This window comes from Pantoea eucrina (assembly GCF_001691555.1).
Classification (GTDB): Bacteria; Pseudomonadota; Gammaproteobacteria; order Enterobacterales; family Enterobacteriaceae; genus Pantoea; species Pantoea borealis.
This window is the reverse complement of sequence record NZ_MAYN01000001.1, coordinates 183,368-201,118: the sequence shown is the minus strand read 5'-3', so window position 1 is coordinate 201,118 and position 17,751 is coordinate 183,368. Positions and strand designations below refer to the sequence as shown.

The 17,751-nt window shown below is 56.6% G+C and carries 15 protein-coding genes; 5 read left to right on the top strand and 10 right to left on the bottom strand.

Going from position 1 to position 17,751, the window contains the following annotated elements:
* The first annotated feature begins 8 nt into the window (after positions 1-8).
* Entirely contained in the window at positions 9-875 is an 867-nt protein-coding gene (locus BBA90_RS00790) for a DMT family transporter (protein WP_065647652.1), read from the top strand.
* A 4-nt stretch (positions 876-879) separates the two neighbouring features.
* On the opposite strand, the gene BBA90_RS00785 is transcribed toward BBA90_RS00790, so the two are convergent.
* Complete coding sequence (locus tag BBA90_RS00785) at positions 880-2,211, bottom strand: aspartate aminotransferase family protein (protein ID WP_065647433.1); 1,332 nt, start codon at positions 2,209-2,211, stop codon at positions 880-882.
* Positions 2,212-2,309: 98 nt separating this feature from the next.
* Here BBA90_RS00785 and BBA90_RS00780 point away from each other — a divergent pair, with 98 nt between their 5' ends.
* A complete protein-coding gene (locus BBA90_RS00780; protein ID WP_065647432.1) occupies positions 2,310-3,236 on the top strand; it encodes a LysR family transcriptional regulator in 927 nt (308 codons plus the stop codon).
* 147 nt (positions 3,237-3,383) lie between these two features.
* Here the strand turns inward: BBA90_RS00780 and betA are convergent, their stop codons facing one another.
* From betA to betI, 3 genes are read right to left on the bottom strand one after another with little or no spacing between them, the layout of a single operon-like run.
* Entirely contained in the window at positions 3,384-5,063 is a 1,680-nt protein-coding gene (gene betA, locus BBA90_RS00775; RefSeq protein WP_065647431.1) for a choline dehydrogenase, read from the bottom strand.
* A gap of 24 nt (positions 5,064-5,087) precedes the next feature.
* Positions 5,088-6,560, bottom strand: a complete 1,473-nt coding sequence (gene betB, locus BBA90_RS00770) for a betaine-aldehyde dehydrogenase (RefSeq protein ID WP_065647430.1) — start codon at positions 6,558-6,560, stop codon at positions 5,088-5,090.
* A gap of 13 nt (positions 6,561-6,573) precedes the next feature.
* Complete coding sequence (gene betI, locus BBA90_RS00765; protein WP_065647429.1) at positions 6,574-7,170, bottom strand: transcriptional regulator BetI; 597 nt, start codon at positions 7,168-7,170, stop codon at positions 6,574-6,576.
* Between the two features lie 246 nt (positions 7,171-7,416).
* Here betI and BBA90_RS00760 point away from each other — a divergent pair, with 246 nt between their 5' ends.
* Together BBA90_RS00760 and BBA90_RS00755 are read left to right on the top strand one after the other, a co-directional pair.
* Positions 7,417-9,447 carry a choline transporter gene (locus BBA90_RS00760; protein WP_065647428.1) on the top strand — a complete coding sequence of 677 codons (2,031 nt, stop codon included), beginning with the start codon at positions 7,417-7,419 and terminating at the stop codon, positions 9,445-9,447.
* Positions 9,448-9,552: 105 nt separating this feature from the next.
* The gene (locus BBA90_RS00755) at positions 9,553-10,530 is read left to right on the top strand and encodes a UV damage endonuclease UvsE (RefSeq protein WP_065647427.1); all 978 of its coding nucleotides are present in this window, start codon (positions 9,553-9,555) and stop codon (positions 10,528-10,530) included.
* On the opposite strand, the gene BBA90_RS00750 is transcribed toward BBA90_RS00755, so the two are convergent.
* The 5 genes from BBA90_RS00750 to ascF form a co-directional block, all read right to left on the bottom strand.
* Positions 10,517-10,987 carry an OmpA family protein gene (locus BBA90_RS00750; RefSeq protein WP_430914160.1) on the bottom strand — a complete coding sequence of 157 codons (471 nt, stop codon included), beginning with the start codon at positions 10,985-10,987 and terminating at the stop codon, positions 10,517-10,519. The two genes, BBA90_RS00755 and BBA90_RS00750, sit on opposite strands and share 14 nt — an antisense overlap.
* On the bottom strand, positions 10,984-12,198 hold the full coding sequence (locus tag BBA90_RS00745; protein ID WP_065647426.1) for a diguanylate cyclase domain-containing protein: 1,215 nt from the start codon (positions 12,196-12,198) through the stop codon (positions 10,984-10,986). The genes BBA90_RS00750 and BBA90_RS00745 overlap by 4 nt, the downstream gene beginning before the upstream one ends.
* A 1-nt stretch (position 12,199) precedes the next feature.
* A complete protein-coding gene (locus tag BBA90_RS00740) occupies positions 12,200-12,754 on the bottom strand; it encodes a YfiR family protein (RefSeq protein ID WP_065647425.1) in 555 nt (184 codons plus the stop codon).
* A gap of 96 nt (positions 12,755-12,850) precedes the next feature.
* Positions 12,851-14,287 (bottom strand): 6-phospho-beta-glucosidase, encoded by a 1,437-nt coding sequence (locus BBA90_RS00735; protein ID WP_065647650.1) that lies wholly within the window; start codon positions 14,285-14,287, stop codon positions 12,851-12,853.
* A 14-nt stretch (positions 14,288-14,301) separates the two neighbouring features.
* Positions 14,302-15,744, bottom strand: a complete 1,443-nt coding sequence (gene ascF / locus BBA90_RS00730) for a PTS cellobiose/arbutin/salicin transporter subunit IIBC (RefSeq protein ID WP_065647424.1) — start codon at positions 15,742-15,744, stop codon at positions 14,302-14,304.
* Between the two features lie 238 nt (positions 15,745-15,982).
* On the opposite strand from ascF, the gene BBA90_RS00725 reads away from it, so the two are divergent.
* Entirely contained in the window at positions 15,983-17,011 is a 1,029-nt protein-coding gene (locus tag BBA90_RS00725) for a LacI family DNA-binding transcriptional regulator (RefSeq protein WP_065647423.1), read from the top strand.
* Here BBA90_RS00725 and BBA90_RS00720 read toward each other — a convergent pair.
* Positions 17,005-17,679: a GntR family transcriptional regulator gene (locus BBA90_RS00720; RefSeq protein ID WP_065647422.1), complete on the bottom strand. Its 675-nt coding sequence runs from the start codon at positions 17,677-17,679 to the stop codon at positions 17,005-17,007. The two genes, BBA90_RS00725 and BBA90_RS00720, sit on opposite strands and share 7 nt — an antisense overlap.
* Between the last annotated feature and the right edge of the window lie 72 nt (positions 17,680-17,751).

The following is a 17,751-nucleotide window of genomic DNA, read 5'->3' as shown; positions in this document are numbered from 1 at the left end:
GATAAATGATAACCAAACAACGTCAGGCTGATGCCCTGCTGGTGAGCACTACGCTCATTGCGGCGTTTGGCTGGATCTGCTCGCGTGAGGCGATAGCCGGTATTCCCGCACTGGCATTTGTCGCGCTGCGCTTTCTCTCTGCCAGCGCGATACTGCTGCTGCTCTGCCGCGCCGCCGAACTGCGCCATACGCTGCGGAATATCAGGCCGGTTCTGATGAGTGGTCTGCTGCAGTCTGCTTATATGCTGCTGTGGATCTATGCCGTTGCCACCACGCGTTCGCTGGGTGAGGGGGCATTTATCATGAGCCTCTCCATGCTGTTTGTGCCGCTTTTCGCCTGGCTCATACTGCGCAGTCGCCCGGCACGCGCGTTCTGGCTCTCTCTGCCGGTGGGCATAGCAGGACTGGCTCTGCTGACGCTCAGGCAGGATCTGCATTTTGAACTGAGTCAGCTGCTGTTTCTGGGCGCCGCGCTGATTCAGGCGGTCTACTTCTGTTTCACTACCCGCTTTGCCGCTACGGTTCCCGTCTGTCCGCTGGCTACGGTACAGCTCGCCTGCACGGGCGCAGTGGCAGGCGTACTGTCGCTGTTTACTGAAAGCTGGCCGCAGGAGGTTACGCTGGCATCGTGGAGCTGGCTGGCGGCCAGCGCGCTGCTGGCAACCAGCCTGCGCTTCTGGCTGCAGCTGAAAGGGCAGAGCATGACCAGCGCCGCGAATGCCGCACTGATTATGATTTTAGAGCCGCTGCTGACGGTACTGGCGGCGGCGCTCTGGTATGGCGAGGCGATGTCAGCACGGCAGATGCTCGGCTGCCTGCTGATATTACTGTCGCTGCTCTATTACCGGCTGCGGCAGGCGAAAGCGCTGACGTAACCGCTTAAGCCACACGATGCAGTGCATCACTTACCGCATTAAACAGCCTGTCGAGTTCGTCAGGCTGAGCAGCAAACATCGGACCAAACTGCAGCGTATCGCCGCCAAAGCGGACATAGAATCCCGCCTTCCATAACAGCATACCCGCCTCAAAAGGCCGCAGTGTGGCATCGCCCTCGCGGGGTGCCAGCTGAATCGCGCCGACCAGCCCGCAGTTGCGAATGTCTGCCACGTGCGGACAGCCGCGCAGCGCGTGCAGCTGCTGTTCAAATACCGGAGCCAGCTCAGCCGACTGCGCGATCAGCGACTCCTTTTCCAGCAGGTCCAGCGTCGCGATGGCCGCTGCGCAGGCGACCGGATGCGCCGAGTAGGTATAGCCGTGGGCAAACTCCACCGCATGCTCTGGCAGCGGCTGTGACATATAGGTGTGGTAGATTTCGCTGCTGGCCGCCACGCCTCCCAGCGGAATGGCCCCGTTGGTGATCTGCTTGGCAAAGTTGAGCAGATCCGGCGTCACACCAAAATACTCTGCGCCGGTCCAGCGTCCCATGCGGCCAAAGCCGGTGATCACTTCATCAAAAATCAGCAGGATATTGTGCTGCGTACAGATCTCACGCAGGCGCTGCAGATAGCCCCGCGGCGGAATAATGGCGCCGGCGGAGCCGGAAAGCGGCTCAACAATCAGCGCGGCGATGTTTGACGCATCGTGCAGCTCAATCAGCTTCAGCATCTCATTCGCCAGCGCCTCGCCGCCGGTTTCAGCCTGGCCCGGTGTAAAGGCGAGATCGTTTTGCAGCGTATGCGGCAGGTGATCCACATCCATAAACTGCCCAAACATTTTGCGGTTACCGCCAATGCCGCCGAGGCTGGTACCGGCAATATTCACCCCGTGATAACCGCGGGCGCGGCCAATCAGTTTCGTTTTGGCCGGCTGACCTTTGGCCCGCCAGTAGCCGCGCGCCATTTTAACCGCGGTGTCTGCGGCTTCAGATCCGGAACCGGTAAAAAAGATATGATTGAGATCGCCCGGCATGTGCTGCGCAAGACGTTCTGCCAGCTGAAATGAGAGCGGATGGCCATACTGAAAACCGGGGGAGTAATCCAGTACCCCGAGCTGCCGGCTGACCGCCTGCTGGATCTCACTGCGCGTATGGCCTGCGCCGCAGGTCCACAGTCCTGACAAACTGTCATAAATGCGCCGCCCTTTATCATCGGTCAGCCAGCGTCCTTCCGCGGCCACGATAAAGCGCGGGTCGCGCTGGAAATTACGGTTGGCGCTGGAGGGCATCCAGTGCGACTGCAGGTTCAGGGATGCGGTATCAATACGTTCAGACATAGCAGTTTCTCCAGAGTGTATAGCCAGAGTTTGCAATCAGGCATCGGTTAAGTTAAATGCTAATTAACTTAAGTTTAGTCAGCGGAAAACTCACCTGAATGAAACCTAAAACGCTGGCGCAGGTTACTGATTTCGATCTGCGCCTGCTGCGGCTGTTTAAAACCGTCAGCGAATGCGGCAGCTTTACGGCCGCCGAAAGCAGGCTGGGCATTACCCGCTCGGCAATCAGCCTGCATATGAGCGATCTGGAAAAGCGTCTCGGGATGCGGCTCTGTCAGCGCGGAAGGGCGGGATTTGCCCTGACGGATGAGGGCCGTGAGATCCTGCGTCTCAGCGCCAGCCTGATGGTGGCCGTCGAGGACTTCCGCCAGCAGATCAACCAGATGCATAAACAGCTGCGCGGCGAGCTGAACATCGGCATTATCAATAATCTGGTGACGCAGCCGCGAATGCAGATTACTCAGGCGCTGGAAGCATTACGCGAACAGGGGGCCGACGTCCGCATTAATATCAGTATGCTCACGGCCGCTGATATTGAACAGGGCCTGCTCGACGGTCGCCTGCACGTGGGCGCGCTACCCTATACCGCGCCGGTGTCGGGCCTGGCTTATACCCCGCTTTATGAAGAGATCTCCTGCCTTTACTGCAGCAGCACGCATCCGCTTTTCAGCCAGGCGCATGAAACGGATCTGTCGGTGCTGGCTCGCCATGAGGCGATAGCACCGGGTTACCGTCTGAGTGCGGAAGCCGCTGCGCTGCATCAGTCACTTAACTGCACGGCCACGGCCTCTGACCGGGAAGGGATTGCTTTTCTGATCCTGACCGGACGCTATATCGGCTTTCTGCCCGATCACTATGCAGCACGCTGGTGTGAGCTGGAGCAGATGCGTGCGATTGCGCCTGCCCGGCTGTGCTTCAGCAGCGAAATCGCGATTGTGACCCGACAGGGGCAGCGTAATAACGCCATCCTGCAGCGTTTTCTGACGGCAACGGGCGCAGAGAGTGAGGCTGATGCGCCTCTGTAATTACAACATACTGTTAGTTGATCAACTACCTTGTTAAGCCATAGTGCAGGCCGTTTAATCAGGCAGTCATATCAGGCTTGTTTTACAACGGTGTGAGGAGCACATGAGGCAGGGCAGCTTTACGCTGCCCTGCAGAAAGACAGGAGATTATGCCCGCACAGGCTCACCGCGCACCGGGCGCTCGCCGGCAACATAGTAGTCGGCGGTGCTGCGTGGCAGCGGATCGCGACCGCGAATGTTATCTGCAATCTTCTCGCCAATCATAATGGTTGTCGCATTCAGGTTCCCGGTGATGATCAGCGGCATGATAGAAGCATCGACCACGCGCAGACCCTGCAGGCCATGCACGCGGCCTTCACCATCGACCACGGCCATCTCATCGCTGCCCATTTTACAGGTGCCGCAAGGGTGGTAAGCCGTTTCACCGTGGTTACGCACAAACTCATCCAGCTGCTCATCGGTCTGGCAGTCGATACCCGGACTGATTTCGCGACCGCGATAGTTATCCAGCGCCGGCTGGTTGATGATTTGACGCGTAATGCGGATCGCATCGCGAAACTCCTGCCAGTCCTGTTCATGTGACATGTAATTGAACAGAATGGCCGGATGACGGCGTGGATCGCGTGATTTAATCCGCACGTGACCCCGGCTTGGCGAGCGCATAGAGCCAACATGGCACTGGAATCCGTGCGCTTCAACCGCGTTAGAGCCGTTGTAGTTAATGGCAACCGGCAGGAAGTGATACTGGATGTTAGGCCAGTCAAACTCTTCCCGGCTGCGAATAAAGCCGCCGCCTTCAAACTGGTTGCTGGCTCCCACGCCGGTACCGTTAAACAGCCATTCGGCGCCAATTTTCGGCTGGTTCCACCACTTCAGCGCCGGGTAGAGCGAAACCGGCTCTTTGCACTCATACTGCAGATACATTTCCAGGTGATCCTGCAGATTCTCACCCACGCCAGGCAGGTCGTGCACGACCGGAATATCAAACTGCTGCAGCAGCTCTGCCGGACCCACACCTGAACGCTGGAGGATCTGCGGCGAGGCGATGGCGCCAGCGCACAGCAGTACCTCACGCCGTGCATAGACCGTTTTCGGCGCATTGCTGCCGCCTTCAAGGTACTCGACGCCGGTCGCGCGCGTGCCGTCAAACAGAATGCGATCGGTGGTCGCATGGGTAATGATCTTCAGGTTCGGACGCTTTTTCGCAGTATCAAGATAGCCGCGCGCCGTGCTGGAACGACGGCCCTTTGGCGTAACAAAGCGGTCCATCGGGCCAAAGCCTTCCTGCTGATAACCGTTCAGATCGTCGGTACGCGGATAACCCGCCTGTACGCCTGCTTCAATCATCGCCGCAAACAGGACGTTGTTGTCCGGCTTACAGGTGGTGATGCTGACCGGACCTTCGCCGCCGTGATAATCATTTGCGCCAATATCGCGCGTTTCTGACTTGCGATAGTAGGGCAGGCAGTCAAGATAGCTCCACTGCTCCAGACCGGGCGCTTTGGCCCAGTTGTCGAGATCCATCGCGTTGCCGCGGATATAGCACATGCCGTTGATCAGCGAAGAGCCGCCCAGTCCTTTACCGCGCCCGCACTCCATGCGGCGGTTATTCATATAGGGTTCCGGCTCGGTCTCATACGCCCAGTTGTAGCGCTTGCCCTGCAGCGGGTAAGCCAGGGCCGCGGGCATCTGGGTACGGAAGTCAAAGCGGTAATCGGGACCGCCCGCTTCCAGCAGCAGTACATTGACATTGCTGTCTTCGGTCAGACGGGTAGCCAGTACGTTTCCTGCGGATCCGGCTCCGATAATGACGTAATCAAATTCCATTAGTCGCTCCTCAGGTAAGCCTAATTAAAATACTGACTGAAAACGGGTCATTTCGATCTGCACCGATTTAACCTGCGTATAATTCTGCAGCGTCATCACGCCGTTCTCACGCCCGATCCCGGAGTGCTTGTAGCCGCCAACCGGCATTTCAGCTGCGGATTCGCCCCAGGTATTAATCCAGCAAATACCGGCTTCAATCTGGTGAATAACGCGGTGTGCACGATTAAGGTCCTGCGTGACCACGCCCGCAGCCAGACCATATTCGGTGGCATTCGCACGGCGCACGACCTCTTCTTCGCTCTCATAGGTAAGAATGGACATGACCGGACCGAAAATTTCTTCCTGCACGATAGTCATCTCGTCGCGGCAGTCGGTAAAGACGGTTGGCTCAACCCAGGCACCTTTGTCAAAATCAGCGCCGCTCATGCGCTTACCGCCGCACAGCAGCGTGGCTCCTTCGCTGATGCCCGATTCGATATAGCGCATCACGTTGTCACGATGGGCAAAGCTCACCAGCGGGCCAAAGTTCGTGGCCGGATCGGTGAGATCGCCTGCTTTGATACGCGCAACCCGCTCGCTGATTTTGGCCTCAAATTCCGCTTTTACTGCAGCAGGAATAAAGACGCGGGTGCCGTTGGTGCAGACCTGACCGGAGCTGTAAAAATTCGCCATCATGGCGATGTCAGCGGCGAGATCGAGATCGGCATCCTCAAAAATGATCAGCGGAGATTTTCCGCCCAGCTCCATCGTGACATCTTTCAGCGTCGAGCCAGCGGCGTTTGCCATCACTTTCTTACCGCTGGCTACGCCGCCGGTGAAAGAGACTTTATCGATACCAGGATGGTCGGTCAGCAGCTGGCCGGTCACCGCGCCACGCCCGTTCAGGACGTTGAAAACACCATCCGGCACGCCGGCAGCAGTGTAAATCTCAGCCAGCTTCAGCGCTGTTAGCGGGGTAACTTCGCTGGGTTTAAAAATCATGGCGTTGCCTGCTGCCAGCGCCGGCGCCGATTTCCACAGCGCGATCTGGATGGGGTAGTTCCATGCGCCGATCCCGGCCACCACGCCCAGCGGTTCGCGGCGGGTATAGACAAAAGAGGTGTCGCGCAGCGGGATCTGCTGACCCTCCAGTGAAGGGATCAGACCGGCATAGTACTCCAGCACATCTGCACCGGTGACAATATCCACCGCCTGGGTTTCGCTGAAAGGTTTACCGGTGTCCAGCGTTTCCAGCTCCGCCAGTTCATCGTTACGTTCGCGCAGGATCTCCACCGCACGCCGTAAAATGCGTGAACGCTCCATCGCCGTCATCGCAGCCCAGATTTTCTGGCCTTTTTTTGCCGCTTCGACGGCGCGATCAACATCCGCGCGCTCAGCTTCATGGATATCTGCCAGCACGCCCCCATTCGCAGGGTTGATACTCTGGAAGGTATTGCCCGCTGCTGAAGGGACAAATTTGCCATCAATGTAAAGGTGCTGTTCGGTGAATCGGGACATGGGTTCTCCTTCCTCAGTGATTCGGTGAGCCAGCCAGTTGCTGACGAATGAATTGGGTGGTAAGCGTTCTGGCAATGGCTAAATCAAAAGGCTTGCCGCTTAATGCGGCACGCAGCCACAAGCCATCAATCATAGAAGCCAGACCGTAAGCTGCCAGGCGGGCCTGCTCACGTGGCATTTCGCGGCGAAATTCGGCGGCCAGGCTGGAGAACAGACGACGACTGCTGACCCGCTCTAACCGGCCCAGCTGCGGCTGATGCATGCTGCTTGCCCAGAAGTCGAGCCACGCTTTCATGGCAGCGCTATGGAGCTGGGTATCATCAAAGTTACCTTCCACAATGGCCAGCAGGCGTGCTTCAGTGCTGGCGCCTGCCAGCGGCTTAAGCCGCATGGCAACCGCTTCGCGCAGCTGACGCGTGACGTCGCGCATAGTGGCTTCCAGCAGGCCATTTTTGTCTTTGAAATAATGACTGATGATGCCGGTGGAGACGCCAGCCCGTCGGGCGATCTGCGCAATGGTGGCGTAGTTTATGCCTACGTCATTAATGGTATCCAGCGTCGCATCAATCAGCTGCCGGCGACGTATCGGCTGCATTCCTACCTTTGGCATCACTACCGCTCCACCTCAAATTGAGACCCTATTAAAACTTTTTTTGATTGCACGTTCAATATAAAAAAGAAAGTTGTTAGGATGGTGTGCTTCGTTTGTTACAAAGCCAGACGGTACGCTACGCTGATAGCGATTTATCACCGTTCTCAACTAATGGAGGAAAAGCAGGGAGTACAACTACAAGGTCAGCCACACTGATCATATAAAATTTTTGAGTAATTACAGGAAATTAACCAGAGGTTATCGATGATTAATCCACCTGCCAGTGAAAAAGACAGAATTAATCCCGTGGTGTTCTTCACCTCAGCCGGACTGATTCTGACATTTTCACTTGTCACCATTCTCTACAGCGACCTTGCGGCCGCCTGGATCCAGACAGCGGTAAACTGGGTCTCAACCACGTTTGGCTGGTATTACATGCTGGCTGCCACGCTCTATATCGTCTTTGTGGTCTATATGGCCTGCTCGCGCTATGGCGCAATTAAGCTCGGGCCGGAGCAGTCTAAACCGGAGTTCAGCCTGCTGAGCTGGTCGGCGATGCTGTTTGCCGCCGGTATTGGCATCGACTTAATGTTTTTCTCTGTTGCGGAGCCGGTATCACAATATATGCAGCCGCCGGAGGGCGCCGGACAAACCATGGAGGCTGCGCGTCAGGCGATGGTCTGGACGCTGTTTCACTACGGGCTGACCGGCTGGTCAATGTACGCATTGATGGGGATTGCGCTCGGCTACTTCAGCTACCGCTATAACCTGCCGCTCACGATTCGCTCTGCGCTCTATCCGATTTTTGGTAAACGCATCAATGGGCCGATTGGGCATACCGTGGATATCGCCGCGGTCATTGGCACCATATTTGGTATCGCCACAACGCTGGGTATCGGCGTGGTGCAGCTGAATTACGGCCTTAAGGTGCTGTTTGACGTTCCTGAAGGACTGACCGCGCAGATGGCGCTGATTGTCCTGTCAGTGATTATTGCGACTATCTCCGTGACATCGGGCGTTGATAAGGGCATCCGGATTCTGTCTGAGCTGAACGTGGCGCTGGCGCTCGGCCTGATCCTGTTTGTGCTGTTTATGGGCAAAACAGACTTCCTGCTGAACGCGCTGGTGCTGAACGTTGGCGACTATATCAACCGCTTTATGGGGATGACGCTGAATACCTTTGCGTTCGATCGTCCGACCCAGTGGATGAACAGCTGGACGCTGTTTTTCTGGGCATGGTGGGTCGCCTGGTCGCCGTTTGTTGGCCTGTTCCTGGCGCGTATCTCACGCGGCCGCACCATTCGCCAGTTTGTGCTCGGCACGCTGATCATTCCCTTTACGTTTACGCTGCTGTGGCTCTCTGTATTCGGTAACGCCTCGCTGTATGAGATTATTCACGGCGATGCCGGCTTTGCGCAGGAAGTGATGGCGCATGCCGAACGCGGTTTCTACAGTCTGCTGGCGCAATATCCGGCGTTTAAACTCAGCGCGTCCGTTGCCACCATTACCGGGATGCTGTTCTACGTTACCTCAGCAGATTCCGGTTCACTGGTACTGGGCAACTTCACTTCAAAGCTCAAGGATATCAACAGCGATGCGCCTAACTGGCTGCGCATCTTCTGGTCAATTGCGATTGGGGTGCTGACCATGGGCATGCTGATGACCAACGGGATTTCTGCACTCCAGAACACCACGGTCATCATGGGGCTGCCGTTTAGCTTTGTGATCTTCTTTGTGATGGCCGGCCTGTGGAAATCGCTGAAGGTGGAAGATCATCGCCGGGCCAGTGCCGTGCGTGAAACCGCGCCCTATATTCCCTCAAGCAGCGATCGCCTGAGCTGGAAGAAGCGGCTGTCACGCCTGATGAACTATCCGGGTACGCGCTATACGCAGCGGATGATGGAAACGGTTATCTATCCGGCGATGGAAGATGTGGCGAAAGAGCTGGAGCTGCGCGGGGCGCACGTAATGCTGGAGAAAATGCCGGCTGAAGAGGGGCAGGCGCTGGGGCACCTTGAACTGCGCGTTGATCTGGGTGAAGAGCAGAGCTTTATGTATCAGGTCTGGCCACAGCAATATTCAATTCCCGGCTTTACCTACCGCGCCCGCAGCGGTAAATCGCACTACTACCGGCTGGAGACCTTTTTACTGGAAGGAAGCCAGGGCAACGATTTGATGGACTACAACAAGGAGCAGGTGATTATCGATATTCTCGATCACTATGAGCGTCACCTGAACTTTATCCATCTGCATCGTGAAGCACCGGGCAGTAATCTGACCTTCCCTGAGATGTAACGCCACGGGCAGCAGCGACAACGCGGCTGCCCGTTTTCTTTCCCGTCTGCCTCGCGCATTCCTGTCAGAGAGCTAGACTCACTAGCTGCTGTTAAGGGGAATTTTATGAAACTGGGTTTTGCGTGTAAGTATTTCGATCATGAGGCGAAGCAGCCTTTTCCATTCAAAAGCACCACCCGCACCCGCTTTCTGGGCATGGAGGGTGAGGCCGCCGCCACGCTGCTGATTGGGCTGGCCCGCACCAATCTCACCAACCTTTACGCGATGATCGGGCAGCTGGCTACGCTACCCGATGCGCTGCGCATGATGCGTATCGGCAGCGATGTGCTGCCGCTCTATACCGTACCGCAGGCGACGCCGATTTATCGCGAGGCGATGTCGGAACTGGCACCGCTGTTTGCCCGCTGCGGCGAACTGGCGCGGGCCAGCAATGTCCGTCTCTCGTTTCACCCCGGGCAATATACGGTGCTGGCGTCGGATAATGAGGGCGTAGTGGAACGCGCAATTGAGGATGTCGAATATCACGCCATGTGCGCCGTCCTGATGGGTTATGGCCAGCATTTTCAGGATTTCAAAATCAATATCCATATGAACGGTAAAAATGGCTTTGCCGGTTTTCGCGACGCGTTTATGCGGCTCAGCCCTGAGGCGCGTAATATGCTGACGGTGGAGAATGATGAGGTTTCCTGCGCGCTGGATGATGTGCTGCAGGCGCGAGAGCTTTGTGCGGTAGTACTGGATATTCACCACCACTGGGTAAAAGAGAATGCCTTTATCAAGCCTGATGATAGCCGGATCGCACACATCATCGACTCCTGGCGCGGCGTCCGCCCGGTGCTGCACTACTCAATTGCGCAGGAAGGGTTGATCCCCGATCACGGTTTCCCCGATCAGAACGCGCTGGCGGCTTCTAAAATGAAGCTGCGCGCGCATTCTGATTACTTCTTCAATCAGACGCTAAATGACTGGGCGCTCTCGTTTGACCAGTTCGATATCATGTGCGAAGTCAAAATGAAAAACCTTGCCCGCGACCGGCTCTATTTCTATGCGCTGGAGCGCGGCGGCCACGCTACGGCGCCGTGATCACAATAGCGACGCGGCGGTTCTGCGCCCGTCCCTGCGAGGTACTGTTGCTGGCAACCGGTACCCGCATGCCCAGCCCGCGCGTCACAATATTCGCGCGCGGGACGCCGCTGCTGGCGGCCCACTGCTGTGCGACAGCATCAGCCCGCCTGAGTGAAAGCTGCTGATTATAACCCGCTTCACCGTAGTTATCGGTATGACCATCAATGCGCAGATGCGTAATACCGGTAGCTGCCAGCGTGCCGGCCGTGGAGGCGATGCGCTGTTTACTGGCTGCGGTAAGTTCTGACTCATTAATGCCAAACAGAATACGGTTGGGTAACCCCAGCCCCCAGCCTTCGCTGTTCTGACTGAACCCCTCCTGCTGCAGCGCCGCAACCTGGGCACGGGTAAACCCGCCGGACTGGCAGCCCGCGCAGGTGAGTATCAGCGCCATCAGGCAATCATAGATTTTCACAGCCGATCCTTATTCAATTTTTTGTTTTTATACATATGCAAATCTGCCCGCTCCAGCAGTGAGGCCACGCTGTCGCCAGACTGCGCCCAGGCATAGCCGATGGTGACCGAGGTGGTAATAGTGCGGTCTTCGCTGAGCGCGATAGGCTGGCGCACCGCGTGCTGTATGGCATCCCGAAGTTCCTGCAGCCGGGCAGGGGTGGTGCGGCTGGTCAGGACCATTGCGAACTCATCGCCCCCCATGCGTGCGACCAGATCGCCCTCTGAGATCAGGCCAGCCAGGCGTTCAGCGGTGGCTTTCAGCACTTCATCCCCGGCAGCGTGTCCCCAGCTGTCGTTAATGCATTTAAAGCGGTCACCATCCAGAAACAGCAAGGCAAAGCGCGGCGGCGTTAACGGACGATCGAGCAATTGCGCCAGCCGCGCCACAAAAGCAGAACGGTTCGCCAGACCCGTAAGCGGATCCGTCAGCGCTTTTTCTGCCAGCGAACGGTTATCACGCAGCAGCGATGCTTTCAGCGTCTGCATCTCACTCAGCAGCGCGTTCAGATCGCTGGAGAGCAGCTGAAACTCATTGATCGGCTCAGGCGGCACGCGCTGGGTAAAATCACCGGTGCGGATCACATAGTGAATGGCGCGCGTGATAGTGCGCATGGAGAGCAGAATGCCGCGATGGAGAAACTCGCTCAGCATAAAAGAGATCACCAGCACGCATAGCATGCCGCAGGTCAGGATCAGGATGGAGTAGTGGATAAACTCGCTGGCGCCATTCACCGTTCCGGCCAGCGTCAGGCTGCCGGCCCGGGTACCCGCGTGCTGTATATCCACGGTGACCGGACTGGCGTAGATCCACTGCCGCAGCTGTTTTTCATAGAAGCCGCTGTGCTCGCGGCGGTTGACCCAGTCAACCAGTACAGTATGGCTGGCGGTGACCAGCTGCGCTGACGCAAACATGCCTTCATCACCCAGCATGGCAATCTTACTGTGCGCATCATAGCTATCTTCAAACACCGTTGCCGCGGTAAGACTGGTGCTCAGCGTGGTTGCCGTCAGTGCCAGATTGCGGTTTTCGTAACGTTTAATAAAGTAGAGAGAGGTCGAGGTCATCAGCAGCCAGCACAGCAGCAGGATCACCGCTGCATTTATGGTGCTGATGCGGCGCAGGCGACCGCGCAGTGATGAACCCTGACGTTTTCTCAGTAAAAATTTCATCTTATTGGTTCTCTTTACGCGACAGCATCAGCACATCGGGACTGACTTTGACGCCGCTGCGTGCCAGTGAATCGAGATTCACCGAAAAACGGGTACGTTCCTCACCAAAAATCATACAGAAAGTGGCGCCGGTTGCGCAGTCAGGGTTATTTTCCGCCATGCTAAGCACTGCTTTATCAGACATTGCTGCCAGAGCCGCGTGCTGCTGAGCCGGGGTTTCCGTGCCGAAATAAACTGCATCACAATGCAGCGCGGAGAGTCTGCCGGTGCTGTCAGCGCGCACGACGCTGAACGGCGTGGCAGGCGGTGCGTCGGCTGATGAAAGCGTAAGATGGCGGGCGGAGGCCAGGATACAGAGCTGCGGAACCTGCACCGGAGGCGGCCAGCGGGTAAAACTGAGGATGCCGCTGACAATGCGGTTAGCGCGATTGTCAGCAGCATGATCGGCGGCGTATGCCATCTGCCCGCTAAGCAGCACCAGCAGCGCAGGCAGTGCGCAGCAGAGCCAAAGGCAGGATCCTTTTGAATAGGGAGCAGGAAATCCTTTTATCTGCATGGCACTGTTCCGGGTCGGTAAAGCCGGGATAGTACCATTCTTCCGCACCAATACGCATCTGCGGCCCGTTGCAGTCGCTACAGAAGCGGCAAAATTTTACTCAAAACCAAGGTCGCGTCCGTTACTGGCGATGACTTTTTTATACCACCAGAATGATTTTTTACGCGTGCGCTGCAGGGTGCCGTTGCCCATGTCGTCCCGGTCAACGTAGACCAGGCCGTAACGTTTACTCATTTCACCCGTGGAAGCGGCGACCAGATCGATACAGCCCCAGGTGGTATAGCCCATAACCGGTATACCGTCGGCGATCGCCTCTGCCATAGCTTCAATATGCTGCTGCAGATAGCTGATGCGGTAGTCATCATGGATCTCACCGGCGGCGGTAAGCTCATCGCGTGCGCCGAGGCCATTCTCCACCAGAAACAGCGGCTTCTGATAACGGTCATACATCATATTCATGGTGATGCGCAGCCCCAGCGGATCAATTCCCCAGCCCCAGGCGCTGCGCGCGACGTGCGGGTTGGTCAGCGATTTGACAACGTTGGCGGCGCTGCTGTTCTGCTCATTCATCTCTGCCGAGGCGCAGCGGGAGGCGTAATAGCTGAAGGAGATAAAATCCACCGTGTGACGCAGAATGGCTGCATCTTCATCCGTTATTTCAAGGGTAACCCCTTTTTCGCGGAACAGCCGTGCGCTGTAGGCCGGATAGGCTCCGCGCGCCTGAACATCAATAAAGAACAGGTTTTCACGATCTTTCTGCAGGGCGGCCCAGACATCCTCTGGCTTGCACGACCATGGATAGAAGTTACCGCCCGCCAGCATGCAGCCCACCTGGTTCTGCGGATTAACCTCATGGGCAATCTTTGTGACCAGCGCGCTGGCCACCAGTTCATGGTGCGCCGCCTGATATTTCACCTGCTCATGATTTTCACCAGGCTCAAACACCAGACCTGCGCCTGAAAAGGGACTGTGCAGCAGGATATTAATTTCATTGAACGTCAGCCAGTATTTTACCAGACCATCAAACGCGTCAAAGCAGGCACGCGCGTACCGGGCAAAGAAATCGATCATTTTGCGATTGCGCCATGAGCCATATTCAATGACCAGATGCATCGGCACATCAAAATGACAGAGCGTAACCAGTGGCTCAATGCCGTATTTGCGGCATTCGGTAAAGACCTGACGATAAAAAGCGATGCCGTCTGCATTCGGCGTCAGTTCGTCACCGTTGGGAAACAGCCGGCTCCAGGCGATGGACGTGCGAAAGACGGTAAAGCCCATTTCTGCCATCAGCGCGATATCTTCTTTATAGCGATGATAGAAATCGATAGCGTCGTGGCTGGGATAGAATTCATCTTCGCGCAGCGTAAATCGCTTTTCCAGCCCCAGCTTGACCGCCATACGGTTAGCGCCATGCGGGATCATATCCACCGTGGTCAGCCCTTTACCACCGGCCAGATAACTTCCTTCAGACTGGTTGGCGGCTAACGCACCGCCCCACAAAAAACCGGCCGGAAATGGCGTGTCAGACATAAAAACCTCAATCATTAACGGGTAGGGATGGCAACGTTTCCGGTTGCCGGCTGCGGCTTCTCTGCTGGTACGGCAACAGGAATATCCTCAAAGCCGAGCAGCAGCGTCAGCACAAATGAAACCACTACAGACAGCACCATGACGCCGCCAACCCAGACAATGCTCATGGGATTAGCAGGATCAAAAAACTGAACGCTGGTAAACAGGCCCGGTGAAGCCATAGAGTGGCTGGCGAGTCCGCCGATGCCGGCCACTGCACCGCAGATAAAGCCGCTGATCAGGCTGGCGATCAGCGGGCGGCGCAGCCGTACGGCCACACCGTACAGCGCTGGCTCGGAAATACCGGCCACAATTGCAGAAGCGGCGGCGGCAAAAGCAGTCTGTCGCAGCTCCGGATTTTTGGTTTTAAACGCGACCGCCAGCGACGCACCGCCGAGCGAGAGGTTGGCACCGATCTCTGACGGCATCACCATGCCCTCTTTGCCGGTTTCAGCGATGGTCTGAATAATGGTGGGAGTAAAGACGCGGTGCATACCGGTCATTACCAGCAGCGGCCATAGCGCACCCATAATGGCGACCGAAAGCCAGCCCAGATAGCCATGAATGGTATAGACCAGAGCAGAGATACCGCTGCCAATCCAGATCCCCAGCGGTCCGACAAGCAGAATCGCTACCGGTGCGGCCAGCAGCACAATCAGCATCGGCTTGAGAAAGTTTTTGGTGACGGCAGGGGTAATGCGATCAACCCCGCGTTCGATCCAGGAGAGGAGCCAGGTCATCACCAGTGCGGGGATCACCGTATAAGTATATTTTACCGCGGTTACCGGAATAAACGCGAACTCCACTGCCTGACCCTGCGCGGCTTTCGCCATCAGATCGATGAAGTTGGGGTGCACCAGCACACCGGCAATAGCGATCGCCAGCGACATATTGGTTCTGAATTTAAGAGCGGCTGATGCAGCGACCATCACCGGCAGGAAAAAGAAAGCGCCGTCGCCAATGACGTTGAGAATAATCAGCGTGGAGCTGCCTTTTTCCAGCACGCCGCCCATCTCCAGCATCATCGCCAGCAGCTTAACCATCGAGCCACCGATGATAGCCGGGATCAGCGGTGACATGGTGCCCACCAGCGCATCAAGAATACCGGCCCCGATACGGCGCAGCGTGATTTTACGGGCCGGCGCGGCTGCCGTGGCAGAAGCATCTGGCGTGCCGAGCTGCTGCACAGCCTGATAAGCGAGGTTCACGTCATTGCCAATGATCACCTGACACTGGGTATCGGTGTAGACCACGCCCATGACGCCCGGGATCGCTTTTAGCTCTGCGTCATTGATTTTCTCACGTGCGCTCACAACAAAACGCAGTCGCGTCATACAGTGGGTCACTGCCGTAATGTTCTCCAGACCGCCAAGCGCAGCGACAATAGAACGGGCGGCATCAGCGTACTTATTCGCCATGATGTCTGTCTCAGTTTTCAGGGTAAGAGTGTCCGGCAGCAGGCTGCCTGTTTTTTATTCATGAGAAACCGGTTTCACAAAATCATGAGGCGTGTAATGTGTTCGGGCAAGGTATTTAAAATTAAATGTTCTCAATTGTGACGCAGATCAGATGACTTCGGGCGGGGCAAAACATAATTTCTATGCGTTTCCTGATACTTAGGTAAACTCAGAGCAGGAGACCCTAAACAGGCAGATTATGACCACCATTACTGAAGTAGCAAAACGCGCGGGTGTATCAAAAGCGACAGTGTCACGCGTCTTGTCAGGCAACGGCTACGTCAGCCAGGATACGCGGGAAAAAGTGTATGCGGCCATTGCCGAAACCGGCTTCCGGCCTAATCTGCTGGCGCGCAATCTGGCGACGCGCTCCAGCCAGACAATTGGTCTGGTCATTACCAATACCCTCTACAGCGGCAGCTATTTTACCGAGATGATGCAGCATTCAGCACGCATGCTCGAGCAGCAGGGACGCCAGCTGTTGCTGGTTGACGGCAAACACAGTGCGGCAGAAGAGCGGGCCGCCATTGAATTTCTGCTCGATCTGCGCTGCGATGGCGTCATTATTTATCCGCGCTTTCTTTCCATTGAAGAGATGGACAGCATCATCGCTCAGCACCGCCATCCGATTCTGGTGATCAACCGTCGCCTGCGTCAGCACACCAGCTACTGCATCTTTGCCGATCAGCACGCCACCAGCGCGGCAGCGGTTGAGCAACTTATCCTGCTGGGGCATCGCGAGATCGCGTTTATTACCGGATCGCTGGATTCGCCAACCGGACGCGAGCGCCTGGCGGGCTATCAGGCGGCGCTGGCGAAGCATGGCATTGCGTTTGATCCCGCACGGGTGGTGGAAGGGCGCTGGCAGGCGGAACAGGGCGTCAGGGCTATTGAGCAGCTGGTAGCGCAACAGATCCGCTTCAGCGCAGTGGTGGCAGGCAATGATGAAATGGCAATCGGCGCGCTCAGGGCGCTGGCCGCTCAGGGAATTGCCGTGCCGCAGCAAGTGGCGGTGGTGGGGTTTGATGATATTCCACTCGCGCCGTATACCATTCCGTCGTTGTCGAGCGTAAAAATGCCGGTGACAGAGATGATCCATGAAACCATTGCCCGTCTGGTTGCCATGCTTGACGGCGGCGATCTGAGGCCCGGTGCGCCGTACACCGGCACGCTTATCCGGCGCGAATCCCTGGCTGCAGGCCCCTGGTTTTCCCGCGATGATCAGTGATTAAGCAGCGCCTGCCGGAAGGAGAGAATATGCACCCGCGTAGCCGCTTCCGCCTGTTGCACATCACCCTGTTCCAGCGCAGCAATAATCGCTTCATGCTCGGCGATCACCTCTTCCATGTGCCGGACGCTGGAGAGCGTGGTGGCCCAGAAGCGCTGTGCCTGGGCATGAATAATGCTCAGAATATCGGTGAGACGCCGGTTTCCGGCGATCTCCGCCAGCGCCTGATGAAATTCCCGATCCAGCAGCATCATCGTCTCTCTTTCATGCGCCGCACCGGCATGTGCGATTTGCTGATTAAGCTGTCGCAGGGTGGCAATCTGCGCGTCACTGATACGTGCCACAGCCAGCCTGACGCATAACGCTTCATTTACCAGCCTGACTTCAATCAGTTCAAGTGCATCATCAATAGAGAGCGGCGAAACCATGACGCCTTTACGGGGAATGATCTGCAGCAAACCCTCTGTAGCCAGCCGGTGCACCGCCTGGTTGACCGGCGTGCGCCCCATCTGCAGATCTTCCATCACCTGGGCCGTATTCAGATAGTCGCCGGGTTTATAACGCAGCGTGATCAGGCGATGTTTAAATGCCAGATAGGCTCGCTCATTCAGTGAAAGCGTTTTTCCCTCCGCCTGCGGGTTCACATTTTCAGCCATTACGTCACTCATTACGCACATCCTTTTTTGGGTACTGAGACATATTACACAAAAACCTGGCATGAAATTGGCTACTTTGAAATC

Coding starts and splice junctions, on each gene's coding strand:
- BBA90_RS00785 (WP_065647433.1), bottom strand. CDS start 2,211: ATGTCTGAACGTATTGATACCGCATCCCTGAACCTGCAGTCGCACTGG.
- BBA90_RS00780 (WP_065647432.1), top strand. CDS start 2,310: ATGAAACCTAAAACGCTGGCGCAGGTTACTGATTTCGATCTGCGCCTG.
- betA (WP_065647431.1), bottom strand. CDS start 5,063: ATGGAATTTGATTACGTCATTATCGGAGCCGGATCCGCAGGAAACGTA.
- betB (WP_065647430.1), bottom strand. CDS start 6,560: ATGTCCCGATTCACCGAACAGCACCTTTACATTGATGGCAAATTTGTC.
- betI (WP_065647429.1), bottom strand. CDS start 7,170: ATGCCAAAGGTAGGAATGCAGCCGATACGTCGCCGGCAGCTGATTGAT.
- BBA90_RS00760 (WP_065647428.1), top strand. CDS start 7,417: ATGATTAATCCACCTGCCAGTGAAAAAGACAGAATTAATCCCGTGGTG.
- BBA90_RS00755 (WP_065647427.1), top strand. CDS start 9,553: ATGAAACTGGGTTTTGCGTGTAAGTATTTCGATCATGAGGCGAAGCAG.
- BBA90_RS00745 (WP_065647426.1), bottom strand. CDS start 12,198: ATGAAATTTTTACTGAGAAAACGTCAGGGTTCATCACTGCGCGGTCGC.
- BBA90_RS00740 (WP_065647425.1), bottom strand. CDS start 12,754: ATGCAGATAAAAGGATTTCCTGCTCCCTATTCAAAAGGATCCTGCCTT.
- BBA90_RS00735 (WP_065647650.1), bottom strand. CDS start 14,287: ATGTCTGACACGCCATTTCCGGCCGGTTTTTTGTGGGGCGGTGCGTTA.
- ascF (WP_065647424.1), bottom strand. CDS start 15,744: ATGGCGAATAAGTACGCTGATGCCGCCCGTTCTATTGTCGCTGCGCTT.
- BBA90_RS00725 (WP_065647423.1), top strand. CDS start 15,983: ATGACCACCATTACTGAAGTAGCAAAACGCGCGGGTGTATCAAAAGCG.
- BBA90_RS00720 (WP_065647422.1), bottom strand. CDS start 17,679: ATGAGTGACGTAATGGCTGAAAATGTGAACCCGCAGGCGGAGGGAAAA.